The sequence below is a fragment of the Chryseobacterium joostei genome (assembly GCF_003815775.1).
Classification (GTDB): Bacteria; Bacteroidota; Bacteroidia; order Flavobacteriales; family Weeksellaceae; genus Chryseobacterium; species Chryseobacterium joostei.
In genome coordinates this window covers 182690-196997 of the sequence record NZ_CP033926.1, presented here as the reverse complement: position 1 = coordinate 196997, position 14308 = coordinate 182690, and the positions used below count along the sequence as shown (strand labels likewise).

Annotated in this window: 10 protein-coding genes; 2 read left to right on the top strand and 8 right to left on the bottom strand. The window is 38.1% G+C overall.

What is annotated here, in order from left to right; all coding sequences use genetic code 11:
- The first annotated feature begins 64 nt into the window (after positions 1-64).
- Together EG359_RS00865 and EG359_RS00860 are read left to right on the top strand one after the other, a co-directional pair.
- Entirely contained in the window at positions 65-2875 is a 2811-nt protein-coding gene (locus EG359_RS00865) for a TonB-dependent receptor (protein WP_076355928.1), read from the top strand.
- A gap of 4 nt (positions 2876-2879) precedes the next feature.
- A complete protein-coding gene (locus tag EG359_RS00860) occupies positions 2880-3926 on the top strand; it encodes a phytase (protein ID WP_084180490.1) in 1047 nt (348 codons plus the stop codon).
- Between the two features lie 104 nt (positions 3927-4030).
- Here EG359_RS00860 and EG359_RS00855 read toward each other — a convergent pair whose 3' ends face one another.
- The 8 genes from EG359_RS00855 to EG359_RS00820 form a co-directional block, all read right to left on the bottom strand.
- Positions 4031-4753, bottom strand: a complete 723-nt coding sequence (locus EG359_RS00855; RefSeq protein WP_084180492.1) for a sterol desaturase family protein — start codon at positions 4751-4753, stop codon at positions 4031-4033.
- 67 nt (positions 4754-4820) lie between these two features.
- A complete protein-coding gene (locus tag EG359_RS00850) occupies positions 4821-5093 on the bottom strand; it encodes a hypothetical protein (protein ID WP_076355930.1) in 273 nt (90 codons plus the stop codon).
- Positions 5094-5125: 32 nt separating this feature from the next.
- The gene (locus EG359_RS00845; protein ID WP_228435089.1) at positions 5126-6433 is read right to left on the bottom strand and encodes a S41 family peptidase; all 1308 of its coding nucleotides are present in this window, start codon (positions 6431-6433) and stop codon (positions 5126-5128) included.
- A 39-nt stretch (positions 6434-6472) separates the two neighbouring features.
- A complete protein-coding gene (locus EG359_RS00840) occupies positions 6473-7216 on the bottom strand; it encodes a hypothetical protein (protein ID WP_228435091.1) in 744 nt (247 codons plus the stop codon).
- A 176-nt stretch (positions 7217-7392) separates the two neighbouring features.
- The gene (locus tag EG359_RS00835; protein ID WP_076355934.1) at positions 7393-8316 is read right to left on the bottom strand and encodes a T9SS-dependent choice-of-anchor J family protein; all 924 of its coding nucleotides are present in this window, start codon (positions 8314-8316) and stop codon (positions 7393-7395) included.
- A 73-nt stretch (positions 8317-8389) separates the two neighbouring features.
- Positions 8390-9688 (bottom strand): hypothetical protein, encoded by a 1299-nt coding sequence (locus EG359_RS00830; protein WP_076356062.1) that lies wholly within the window; start codon positions 9686-9688, stop codon positions 8390-8392.
- Positions 9689-9999: 311 nt separating this feature from the next.
- Positions 10000-13281: a TonB-dependent receptor gene (locus EG359_RS00825; RefSeq protein WP_076355936.1), complete on the bottom strand. Its 3282-nt coding sequence runs from the start codon at positions 13279-13281 to the stop codon at positions 10000-10002.
- Between the two features lie 58 nt (positions 13282-13339).
- Positions 13340-14287 (bottom strand): FecR family protein, encoded by a 948-nt coding sequence (locus EG359_RS00820; RefSeq protein ID WP_228435093.1) that lies wholly within the window; start codon positions 14285-14287, stop codon positions 13340-13342.
- Positions 14288-14308: the final 21 nt, after the last annotated feature.

The window sequence follows — 14308 nt, the reverse complement described above, 5'->3', positions numbered from 1 at the left end:
TATTTCAGATCACTTTCCAAACAGTCGTTTAATTTTGTTATGATTTTAATCTAATCAAAAGAAAGTGAAGAAAATTTTTACATCCGTTTTGTTTTGTGCTTCTATTTTTTTCTATGCACAAACCGGTACTCTTTCCGGAAACATCAATGACGATACTAAAATTGCCCTGCCGGGAGCCAAAATCTCCTTAAGCCCGGGAAATATTTATACAACCTCTGATGAGCATGGAAATTTTGTTTTCCTGAATGTTCCTCCCGGCAGTTATACCATGAAAGTGGATTATCTAGGCTATGGAGCGCATGAATATAATGTAATTGTAGAATCTGAAAAAAATACCCGGCAAAACATCGTTTTCGATAAAAAGGAAACAAATATTGCGGAAATCGTAGTTTCCGGAGCTACTTTAAAGAATCAGGCAAGAGCCCTGAACAAGCAGAAAAACAACTCCAATATTACCAATGTGATCTCTTCCGACCAGATCGGACGTTTTCCTGATGCGAATATTGGAGATGCCCTGAAACGTGTTCCGGGAATTACCATACAAAATGATCAGGGAGAAGCCAGAAACCTTATTATCAGAGGTCTTGCGCCCAACCTAAACTCGGTAACCCTGAATGGTGACAGAATTCCGTCTGCTGAGGGCGATAACCGTAATGTTCAGATGGACCTGATTCCCTCGGATATGATCTCTACCATTGAAGTGAACAAAACCCTAACTCCCGATATGGATGCTGATGCCATTGGTGGTTCTGTAAACCTTATCACAAGGGCTTCTCCTAACGGACAAAGAATTTCTGCAACATTGGCGGGAGGGTATAATCCGATTCGTGAAAAAGGAAATTATACGGCTGGATTTATATATGGAAATCGGTTTTTAGACAAAAAATTGGGAGCTGTATTTAGCTTTTCCTATAACAACAATAATTTTGGTTCAGACAATATAGAACCTGTATGGAGCCAGGCCAATGATGTGGCACAAACTGTTTATATAAGCAAAATGGGCATTCGTCATTACAATGAACATCGTATCAGGCATAGTTTTGATCTTAATATGGATTATGAGTTCAATTCAAAAAATAAGATCTATGCTTCTGCCATGTACAATTTCAGAAATGATAAGGAAAACAGGTTTGCGTTAGGCTATAAAATAAAACCGGTTTATAATACTGATGAATCCGAGATTACAGGCTGGAAAGGCAGCATCACAAGACAAAACAAGGGCGGAGATTCCGACAATGACAATACCCGCCTTGAAAAGCAGAAAGTTCAGAACTATGCCTTACGTGGAGAGCACTTACTGGGAACAAAAGTAGATCTTGACTGGTCTATGAACTACGCTACAGCCAGCGAAGATAAACCTCACCAGCGTTATATAGAGTTTGAAAACAGCAAAATGAATTTTTCACCGGATCTTAGTGACCCGAGAAAACCTATGTTCAATCTTCTTGCAGCAGATAACTTGGGAAGCTATAAATTGAGTGATCTTTCGGATGCCAACAGCTTTACACAGGAAAAGGAGTTTGGTGCCAAAGTGAATGTACGTTTTCCTTTTTCTGTAATTGAAGATCAAAAAGGAAGACTTCGTACCGGTTTCCGTATGCGTTTAAAGGAAAAGGAAAGAGATAATGATTTTTATGCCTTTGAACCCACCAGTAATATGGGTAGTCTTCTTTCTGTACCTACTGTATATCTTGATGGAAAAAACTTCCAGCCGGGGAATTATGTTCCCGGAGCATTCGTTGATCCCGCTTATTTGGGAGGATTGAATTTGTTTAATTCAGGACAATTCAATGGTAAGCTGAAACCATCAAAATTCCTTTCCAATAACTACAGTGCAAAGGAACAGATTTATGCAGGTTATATCCGTTGGGATCAGGATTTTAATGATAAGCTCTCCATGATTGTAGGGGCCCGTGTTGAAACCACAAAGATTGATTACACCGGAAATTATGTAATGAATGAAAGCAATCTGGTTGGAAAAATCAACAATACAAACACTTATACCAACGTACTTCCCAACTTATCATTTAAGTATGTTCCAATGCAGGATCTTGTCCTTCGTGCAGCATTTACAACAGCCATTGCCCGCCCGAATTACTACTCGTTGGTTCCTTACCTGAATGTAATTTCAGAAGATGAAGTTATTTCTGCAGGAAACCCGAATTTAAAGGCAACATATGCCTATAACTTCGACTTTATGGCAGAAAAGTACTTTAAGTCTGTGGGAATTCTTTCCGGAGGAATTTTTTATAAAAACCTGAACGACTTTATTTATACGTATTCCAGAAGAAATTACACGGCAAACGATTTTTCTAATGAGTTTGCAGGGCAATCTAATCCTATTCCCGCCGGAGAAAGCAACTGGAAATTTACCCAACAGCGTAATGGTGATAATGTAGATATTTATGGTTTTGAAGTGGCTTTACAAAGACAATTGGATTTTATTCCGGGAGCATTCTGGAAAGGCATGGGAGTATATGTCAACTATACTTATACCCAATCAAAAGCTAAAGGAATAACCAACGAAGATGGTATTGAAAGAACGGATGTTGGCCTTCCGGGAGCGGCGCCTCATATGTTCAACGGTTCGCTTTCATGGGAGAACAAGCGTTTTTCTGCAAGGGTTTCTATGAATTATGCGTCTCATTATATTGATGAATTGGGTGGAAAATCCTTTGATGATCGTTATTATGACAAGCAATTTTTCCTTGATGCCAATGCCTCCTATAAAATCACAAGCCAGTTAAGAATTTTTGCAGAAGCCAATAATCTAACGAATCAACCGTTAAGATACTACCAGGGAATTCAGAGCAGAACGGCACAGGCAGAATATTACAGGCCTAGATTTACTTTGGGGGTGAAATTTGATTTTTAACAACATGAAAAAGATAACATATTATATAGCAGCACTTGTAGTCTTTCCTTTTGTAACAAGCTGTAAGGGGCAGAATCAGTCAGGAGAAAAACTAAAACCAACGGTTATTACGGAAACTGTAGTTCATGATACCGATGATCCTGCAATATGGATTAATCCCAAAGATGCTTCCAAGAGTATCATCATTGGAACAGATAAGGATACTGATGGCGGATTGTACGCCTTTGACCTTAATGGTAAGATCACTCACAAGGTTTTGGGACTAAAGCGTCCTAATAATGTTGACATTGAGTATGGCTTTATTTTAAATGGAAAAAAGAAAGACATCGCTGCCGTTACAGAGCGTGAAACCAACAAGGTAAAGCTTTATTCTCTTCCTGAACTGAAAGAGGTTGGCGAGTTTTCTGTATTTGATGGAGAAACGGAACGCGGCCCGATGGGAATTTCTATGTATAAAAATCCCGAAACAAGAGATATTTTCGCCATTGTAGGAAGAAAATCCGGTCCAAAAGACGGCTATCTCTGGCAATATAAACTTTCTGAAAAAAACGGAGCCATCACAGGAGAAGTGGTTCGTAAGTTTGGGAAATACAGCGGTCTGAAAGAAATTGAGAGTATTGCTGTAGATGATGAAGCGGGATATATTTATTATTCTGATGAGCAGTTTGGAATTCATCAATATAATGCGGATCCGGCAAAAGGGAATGAAGAGCTTCTGGTTTTCGGGCAAGGTGATTTCACCTCTGATGTGGAAGGAATCTCAATCTACCCTACTTCAAAAGGGAAAGGATACATTTTAGTTTCCAATCAGCAGAATGATACGTTTAATGTGTATTTAAGAGAAAATCCGGGAAAGGGACGCGTTGCAGAAATTCCAGTTTCTACTCTTGAAAGTGATGGTTCTGAGGTAACCAATGTTAATTTAGGGGCTAAATTTCCTAAAGGTGCATTTGTTGCCATGAGCAATGGAAGAGTCTTCCATATGTATGACTGGAGAATGATTGAAGAAAGAATTAAATCTGCAGTAAAAAGCTCAAATCCAACAAAATAGGTTTTAAATATTGTATATAATGTAAGTCATTAAGATGAAAAATTTCTCAAAATCTTAATGGCTTATTTTTTATTCTACTCAACAGAACTTCCCTCAAAAAATCATTACTTATAAGTCCTGAACAACCTGTCCCAAATAGAGGTATAAAACCCAAAGTTCTTAGTTTCCTCCAAATGATGCTGATTATGAAATCTGGTTGTTCCTACAAAGAATTTATCAAAACTGGCAGGAAAAAACTCCCGATTCAGATGTCCTATGGTTCCCCAAATAAGATTAATCAGCAAGTAAATGGAAATTGAAATGACAGAAAAATCATAAGCCATCAGCAAAATCAGCATCATCATTCCAAAGCCTATGGTTTCAAAGGGATGAAGAACAAAAAGGCTCAGATAATTGGTGCTTACATGCTCATGGTGTTTTCCATGCAAAAGCTTATATACAAAAGGTAAATGAGCAGCATAATGAAAGAAATACATCAGAAGATCCATCAAAAGAAGCAATGCCATTACTTCCAAAACAATGGTACCCGGTGAAAGGATATTTTCAACCTTTATCCAGCCGTTTTTCCATAAAAAAACACCTATCAGCATCACAAGAGTGTTACAAAAAACGGTAAGCAAACTAAGATAGAAGTCTGCCTTTGTAACGGGATGATCCTGTTTCTGCAGTTTACTTTTGCGACAGGTTTTATCAATGAACAGATATATGCCTATTGAAAACAGGTACAGAAAAATGTTAATGACCAGACTGAACATGATCCATTGAGGCCAGGAAAACTGCCAAAATAAGTGCAAATAACCGGAAAGCTCAGTCTCATTAAAATTCATAAACTCTTCATCTTTCAACTTGATGTTATAAAAGTATGAATTTCGTTTTTAAAATTAGTCTTTCTGGTTATTTCTCCTTTGCTTTTTTCCTAAGTTCCCGAAGCCTTACAGTGAGCTTACGCCTTAAGTCATTGTGATATTCACGATAATTTTTTATACTATTCTCCAAATTCTTTTTGTTGAGCAAATAATCATCATACAATTCGTCCAGTTCCGAAATCTTTACCAGAATATCAGAAGACTGGGACTCAGGGTTATCCATAGCTTCCTGTAATAAGGTACGAAAGCATTCCATACGGTCCATCAGGCTTGTGTGAAGTTTGGGTTCTATTCCTTGCATTGTTTTATTTTTAAAGAAACTTAAATGAATGACTACTTCTGCCCCTGCATAAAATTCAAGTCACTCTGGTACAAAATCTTCACGTCTTTTTCCAGTCCATCATGACCTGCTGACTTTAGATACGTGCCGTTAAGAACAGATGAGATGAGGGTTTCATCAGGATCGCCTAAAGGTAATAATGGCAGCTCAGCATATTCATTCACTGTAATCTGTGGTGAGATTCCGTTGCTATATTCCCCAGATCCATCGGCATTAAATACTTTATAAATTACCGGATGAATCTGCCATGAAATATGTTTTGGCTTCCGTCTATCTTCTACTGTAAATCCTGCCATGTCTTTTCCTAGGGTTGTATTCCCTATTTGAATAACCTGCAAGTAAGGCTTTAAGTTATTAATCACTATTTCTGCAGCTGATGCCGTACTGTTTGAAGTCAGAATATAGACTTTACTTAATCCCAAAGCATTGGCTCGCAAAGTATTAAAATCAAGAGCTTTTGGATCATAGGCAATCTGCTGGGCAAATGTTCTTTTTACCTGACCGCCATTTTTATTTCCTTTAAACAGAATGAATGATGAACCTGAAGAAATACCTGAAGGAATCAGTGAACAAAGTGCAGCAGCGGCAGATACAGATCCGCCATAGTTGTACCGAAGATCCAGAATCAGTTCCTGTACGCCGGCAGCCTTAAACTCTGCAAATTTTTGATTGAACACGGAAGTCATTCCATCCGGAAAATCATAGATATAAAGGTAGCCTACCTTTTTACCGTTTTTTTCAAATATTCTGGATAATATAGGTTGTTCGAGAGATAAGCCATAATACACCTTAACTTCCTTTTCATCGGTAATGGTTCCATTTTTCCAGTCTCCCAGCGTAAGATCCAGCACCGTGAAATCTTTCATGGAAGCGGTCATGGTTTCTGCATTGGCCGCTGTCACGGTTTTTCCATTGATTTTGGTGATAATCATTCCCCGTTCCAGCCCGGCATTGAATGCAGGAGAGTTTTTAAGAACCAATTTAATCACTGTAACTACTTCCCCGTTGGCCAGCTGAAGAACCGTATAATCGAAACCATACATATTTCTAATGGAGCGTGGATAGCTGGAAGAGTCTTCGGTATTTACAATAAATGAAAACCGATCCTGAGAAGACAGCAGACTTTTAAAAAAATCTTTTACCGGAAGATGATAGTCAGGTTTGGCAGGCATCTGATCTGCCCAGTAATAGTAGCGCTTCATGCTGTCCTGTACCCAAACATTGACAGATTCTGTGCTTCCCTCAGGAAAAGCAGGAATATTTTCATCATTGTTTGTGCAGGACATTAGAATGGCTATCATGGCTATGCACTGAAGTTTTAAAAAGTTTCTCATCTCAGATTACAAATATTCTGCTACATCAATGTCCCCTTTTACCACCCATTTTCCGTTTTCCATTTTTTCCTGAAGAACAATCATATTGGCACCCATATGCTGCTTTATTTTAACCTTAATAATTTCGGATCCAATGTAGGGTTCTGTAGTCCCGGGCTTATATAATTCAAGATAAACGGGAGCTGTGGAGCTGAAAAAACTATAGACTTTCACTGCTGTGAAATTATCTTTCCCAATAGTGTCAAACTCTGCCAATACCACTCCATTTTCTCTTTTTAAAACACCTTTTACATTTTTAAGAGATGATCCTGAAAATTCTCCCAGATTTGGAAAAATAAATTCGAAGCCTACTTTTCCAAGGTTTACCTGAGGCTTTACGATATTAGTTTGCAGAAAGATGCCAGGTAAGTTGAAGAAATACAGCTTTTTATAATCATCTATATTATCATAGGTGATATTGTATTGTGCTATTTCCTTTCCTGTTTCATTATTATATATTGCCAGTTTGTTTGTTTCTCCTTGATCCTGTGCAAACTGAATGTTGGTCTCTATTTTATTGGTATATGAGGTATTTCCGTTAATGGATATGGGAGTTCCATTAAATCTCAACTGAAGTACATCAGGCTTGGAATATCCGTTGATGGCTATATCTCCGGGTTTTTGTATTGTATCATACGGCTCCATGACAGTGTTGTCTGTACAGGAAAACAGTATGGTAAATAATAATAGTACTGCAAAGATCTTATTCATCTTTTATATTATTTTAAAGCTTAAAAAATATTGCCCCACCCTAAGCAGGGCAATATATAATTATAAAAAAACTAGTTGGATATGTTCTGGATAAAGATTCTTGGAAAAACTTTATCCATTATTGTATATTTAAAATGTCTTGGTGTTTATAAAAATCATTTTAAAAGCAAGAAGGCTTATTTCTTAATAAAATTCAACCTTTCTGTGATCTTTCCGTCAGTAACCTCCACAATATATACTCCTGTAGATAAAGCTGCTACCTTCATAGATTTGGAATACTGAGTGGCACTCACTTTCTGACCTGCTCTATTGTAGATATTGATCATTGTTATATTTTCTTTCAATGCCGGATTAAGCTGTAACTGTAGGTTTTCTTTTACCGGATTTTCTACTATTTTAGTAAGATTTTCTTTCTTTTTTACATCCTTTGTGTTTAAAGATAATGTAGCATAAATAGCCATTTCATCTATATTAATATTCTGAATATTGTTCCCTAGTGCTTTTCTGTTTGACCATATCCCTATGTAAATTTTCTTTCCTGCAAAAGCAGACAGGTCTACAGTACTTTCTACAAACTGAGTAACATCCGTTGGAAATGGATTATTGGTGTATCCTCCCTGTATTTTATACGGATTAGGAAGATCATTCCCATTGGCATCTACGGCAAGTGACTGGAAATCTGACAAGGCCGGAACCGGCTTTTCCGGAGTACTCACGTAGATATAAAGATCTCTGGCAACTGAAGCCTGACTTGCTCTCTGCCTTGCTACGTAAGCAGCCAGCATAATACTTCCTCCGGCTGAGGATAAATCAATCTCTGGCGAAATGATCCAGTCATTTTCTGTATTGAAACTGGCAGCAGTACCTGATGGAACTAAGCTTATGGAATAACGAAGTGATCCTGAAGTTCCCAATACCATTGATGTTCCGTTATGGTAAATGTTTTTTCCCTGAACCCATTTGTTCCCGTTATTATTTAAATCATGAATCGTCCATCCCTGAAGATCATCAGCTGTTTCAAATGAATTGCTCCATATCTGAAACTGCGCAGCAGCTGCCTGTGAAACCAATACAATAGATAGTAAAATTAATTTTTTCATAATACTTGTTATTAAGATTTTTTGAAGAATAAAAGCAGGGAAAGACAAGAATGCCCTCCCTGCTTTTTAAGTCTTATTCCTGAACTGAGAAGTCATATTTTGTCCAAATACCCTGGAAGTTTCCACAGTTTCTAGGAGAAACATTCCATGGTCCCTCGTTGAAGAACGGCTGGCTCATTCCCCATAGTGAAGCAAGAGTTCCCGTTAATAGATTTGCAGCAGGAATTCCGGCTGTTCCTGTTCCTGTAACAGAAGTTCCGAATCCGTGTACAAGGATTGAACTTAAGTTAGAAGCTGAAGAAAGCTCAGAACCTGTTCCTTCTACTTTAATCCCTACAGGATATCCTGTAACTACAGCATTATTTAATGTTAGTTTTCCATTTCTTCTGATATGGATACCATTTTCGTAAGCAAGTCCTTGCCCTGCTACTCCGTTTCTTGCACCAATGATGGTAAGGTTATTGATCACAGGATTTGTAATCAATGATGTAGCAGTACCTCCGGCGTTGTTATCCAACTCGATACCGTTAGAGTCTGGAGAACCTCCACTTACAGTATGTGCTGATTTGTAATCTGCTAAAGATAATGCACATGTGATTGTTCCTGTATATCCGTTATCAAAATCGAAGTTATCGTCTTCAGCTGCAAAAGATACCAAGTTGGAAGCATTTACTGTTCCTCCGAAGAATTCGAAAGAATCGTCCTGACCATAAGAAACCTGAATATGATCTAAAGTCGTTCCGTTTCCAACACCTCCTAATGATAATGCGTTTACTTCGTTTCCAGAGTTAGCTCCTACGAAATCATAACCCGCGAATTCAATACGCACATATTTCATTGTTCCTGCGCTGTGAGCCGGATTGGTTCCTCCAAAGTAATAGTCATCACCACTTAGCCCCTCAATAGTTGTTGTAAAAGGTACATTGGTAGGAGCATCTCCTAATAGGATAACTCCTCCGAAATCTCCTGGAGTAGCCGTTGTAGTTTCTTCTCCGTCCAACAATCTATAACTTGTAAAGACAATAGGCTGAGCCTCTGTACCTACAGCATTGATCTTAGCTGATTTCGTAATCACCAAAATTCCTGAACCTTCTCCTGATGCATTTGGTTTAGCTTTGATAAATGTACCCGGCTGTATTGTAAGTATTGCTCCGTTTTTAACGGTTACTGTACCATCAAGCTCTACTACTCCGCTCCAAGTGGTGTTAGAAGTAATTGCTCCGCTTACAGTAGTTACGGGAAGTGAAGAAGCTGTAAGGTATTCAGCAGAAGTAGATTTCATTTCGAAAGGAGTTGAAGAATCCGCTAAATGGTCGTTCTGACAAGCAGTAAGGGATAATGCAGCAGCTGCAATTAGAGTTAATCTTTTCATTGTTATAATTTTTAGTAGATCCCGGTTATTTATTTTATTACCGGAAGTTTTAATATTTAGGAATATCCGCCTCTCTATTCCTTCGATTTGGTTTTTAATATTCACCCGGTATTTCAGGAGGGGCTGTCCTACCGAGGTTCCCTTTAAATCCGCTGCGGTTCGGAAAAAAACAGCAACGTTCGGTTTTTTGCTCATCCGGTACTGCTGTGCGCATCATCAGTATTCATCCGGTTCATGTTCAGGCTACCGAAACCCGTACGTTTCTATATCAAGAGCTCTTTTTCTCATTTTAAATTTTTGGCAGACAGGTATTAAAATGTATAACCCACACTTAGCCCGAATATTCTTCCGCTATATGCACGGAATAAGATTTTATCAATATCCTTATCATATTTATCGGTAGCACCTGGTAAAAGTGCCAAGGATTCTCTGTAGGTTCCTACCGTACTTCCACCGTCTTTCTCATTCAGATAAGAATTATAATTGTTGTAATATTCCCTTACCCTATTGAATAGGTTTCTGACATTCAATTTCAGTTCAAGGTTTCTGTTTCTTAAAAATTTATATGAAATCTGTGCATCTGCCACGGCGTATGGACGTTGTATTTCTTCTCCGCTATAGGCATATCCTACCGTCATATACTGATCTCCTTTTGCATTGTACAAAAAGCTTGCTCCCAGCCTCTCCCCATCAAACATCAATCCTAGGTTATAGGCATAAGGAGTTTGTCCGTAAAGAGGTCTTCCCACTTCGTAGGTTGCATCTTCATCCTTTGTTTTTTCCCTGTCTTTAAAGGCAATTACCTTAGTATCATTGTAAGTAAAATTTCCGCTTATGAAAAGCTTTGACAAAAAAGAATCCGGTATAATAAAGCCCAAGTTTTTTCTTACCTCTACTTCAAATCCTTTCAGCTTTGCATTTTTTGAATTTCCATTGTACAGATACAAATTTCCCTCGCTGGAAATATATCCCTCACGTTCTATAGGACGATCTATGTCTTTATAATATATTCCTGCAGAAAATATCTCTCCTAATCCCGGAAACCACTCAAATTTAAAATCATAGTTATTGACTACAGAAGAAACCATTTGTGTGTTGAAAATTTGTCCATTGGCGATCGGATCAAAATAAGGCAACCCTGTTCTTTCATTAAACTGAGGACGGATAACGGTCTTACTGTAAGCCAGCCTCAGATTCATTTTATTGGTAGGGCTGTAAGTAAAATTGGCCGAGGGCATCCATTGCCATGGTTTATCATCGATACCGGATTTGGAAAAATTTCTGGAATCATTTGGGTCTAGCTGCTGAGAAATAAGATCATATCTGAAATATTCTGCCCTTAGTCCCCAAACCAATCTGAATTTATTTTTCCAACGGTTATCAAACATCACATAGGCAGCATGCTGATCAACTTCTCCCTCATACTTTTCGTTTTTATAAAGAGGTCTGGTTTGCCAACCGATTCCTCCCGGTACATAATGAGAACCATTGAACCATTCGGAAAGAGGGCCATACATGATTAAAATATTAGGATTTGAAACCTCCCTGTTTTCATCTACCCGGAGCAGAAATTTCTGTTGCTGGTTGGTATTGAATTTGGAAGCACCGGCATATCCTATCTTAATATCATTTTTAAAATTTTCCCTGTCGAGGTTCAGCTTAAAGGACGCTCCATAGTTGTAGTCGGTTTCCTTATTTTCAATATACCCTCTTGCAAAATCACTTGAGGAGTTATTAATATTATGATAGCTTAGGATTTCATTACCCATGAAACGATATAAAGCCTGATGTAAAGTATAATCCTTGGTATCTGAAGTAACTCCTGTTCTGGCTGCAAACCAGTTGATTTCCATATTTCCTGTCTTATGGTTTCCTTCCAGTTTATTTTGCAAAAATGACTGATAAACAGGATAATTCGCATTGTCTGTATAAGGAGCATCTAAAGATTTAATCTGTGACGGATCATTATTCGGAATAATTCCGTGGTAAAAGTAATTATAGGCAAGCTCTGCATTAGCAGGAAGGGCACTTCCACTAGAATATTCGTTCCATCCTGTAACCCTTGTCAGTGTATTGTCATAAATATGGGTATAAGAGTTACGGAATGATATTCTGGTTTTATTGAGCTGTAAACCAAAATTTAGCATTCCGGCTACCGTTGAATTGTAATTATAAGATACCCCTGAGTTTTTAAAATTATAAAAAGGTATTTTTCCGTTGGCATCCGGTACGCCGGTAGTATCCATCCAGTTTCCTCTTCCTGTATGGTCTATATCCAGCTTATTCTGTTCGTTTCTGATGATAAAAGCTCCTGCAAAACCCCATTTATTATTATTTTTAAGGGGATATGTTCTTCCTAAAGCCAACTGTAAATTAGATCCCATATCACCTTTTGTTCGGTAGGTTGTAAAATTATCATTGGTGAACTGCTTAGACTGTTCAAAAAACATAGGATTGTTCCAGTTCATAGGTTCAAGCCCCTTGGGAAAATCTCTTGTTCCATCATCATATCCGAAATAATCATATTTTCCACGCTTACGGGTCAGGAAATCTTTGAAAGCAGCCTGATCATTGTAAGAAGTTCCCATGCTTACCGTAGTAAAGTTCTCGTTGGGAATATCTTTGGTTCTCACCTCTACATACCCTCCTGCAAAATTGGCATTCATATCAGGTGTTGCAGATTTGCTTACCACTACGCTTTCTACCATTGCCGTAGGAATAATATCGAATGAAAAATTCTGGTTATATGCCTCTGTACTCGGTAAATTGATCCCATCCATGGCAGCTGTATTCCAACGTTCTCCCATAGATCGTACAACAACGTATTTATTATCTATGGTCGTAATTCCCGTTACCCTTTTTAATGTACCACCTACATCATTATCCGGTGTTTTTGCAATCTGTTCAGCAGAGATCCCGTCACTCATTTGGGCTGCCTTTTTCTGCTGGGCCAATAATCCTGCCTGGGTATCTGCCTTTCTCGTGGCTGTAACTACCACTTCCTTAATGTCTGTAATTTTATCAGAAGCCCTATTCAGAGCGAACGATACCGCATTTGTTTCCTTATTGAGGATAGATAACCTTTCTACCCGAAGGGTATTGTATTTGGCTGCTTTTATCGTTAAATTATAGATTCCTGATGGGAGATCCGTTGAAAAATTACCGTTGTTGTCTGTCACTACAGTTTTTCCCGCAATATTAACTTCCGCCCCTGCAATAGGGTTTCCCACCTCATCTACTATTTTCCCGGAAATACGTCCGTTTCCCGGTATAGAAACATTGCCACCCTCATATTTTATGGAAATAAGGTCTCCATGTAACCTAAATACTACAGGAAGTCCACTGGTAATGTCTTTCAGACAGCCATTGATTGTAGAATTTTCACATTTTACGCCTTTTACCCTTAGCTCTTTAATATCTACTTTTGAATAAGCCAGTCTCATACCTGTTTTTCCGGCAAAGTCCTCCAAAACTTCAATCAACGGTCGGCTTGCAGGAACAGAAAATGAAACTTTCTGAACCAATTCCTGTGCTTCTGCTGCAACGGTAAAAAATAAGGCTGCTATGGTAAAACCACATTTCAAACTTCTCATACGTTAGTGTTCTCTTTTTAATTAAAGGTTATCTGATTATTTAATTTTTTTTGATGATTTACTTTTTTAGGAGGTATGTATTGTCTTTTTTCTGAACTTCGAAGCCCAATATAAAGGCCAATGATTCAATATTCTCACCGACTGTTCCCCCTGTAAAATCGGCAGTGATCTTTTTATTTTCAATTTCTTTCGGGTAATAAATTTTTGTATTATAGTTCCCTTCCAAAACTGTAATCACTTCTTTTAAAGGCACATCGTTAAAACTCAAGGATAATAACTCAGAAGTCTGCTTTCCGGAAGTTTTATCCGGTGCAAACGAAATAACAGCAGTGGTATGAGCAATCCCGAAATTGGTCCATTTCTGATTAGGCATAAGGAACGAAACAGGAACTCCTGCAGAAGATACAGCAACCTTACCCTCATAAAGATCTACTGCTTTTCTCTTCCCGGATTGAGAGATTTTAAATACCGTTCCCAATACCTTGGTACTGAAACCGTCTGCATATACAATAAAAGGATGTGTCTTTGATTTTGCTACAGAAAAAATAGCATCTCCTTTTAAATTAACCACTCTGGTAGAGGCAGGAAATGATTTTGATACGGTAAGCTCTGCCCCCGGTAATAAGGTTACCATAGATCCGTCTTGCAAATGAACAATACGCTCCCCAGATTCGGTAATATAAATATCCGGCTTAATGAATGTATGATAAGTAAAGAATCCTCCCAGCGAAAAAAGCAGAATGATTGCGGCTGCAATTTGGTAGGGATATCTTTTTAAACCTACTATAGAAATGGTTGTATCTGATGATGTAAAATAAGGCTCCAAACCGGACAGCACTCTTTCTTTGGATTCTTTCATATGAACAGCATCCAGATCTTGCTCGGCATTGATCTTCCATTGTGCTAAAAGTTCTTTTTCTTTTTCAGAAGTGGCTTCCCCTGAGACTTCACGTGTCCAAAGTCTGAAAACAAAGGCCTCAATATTTTTATAGTTAAAATGTTTCATAAAATATTTCATAGTATTCAC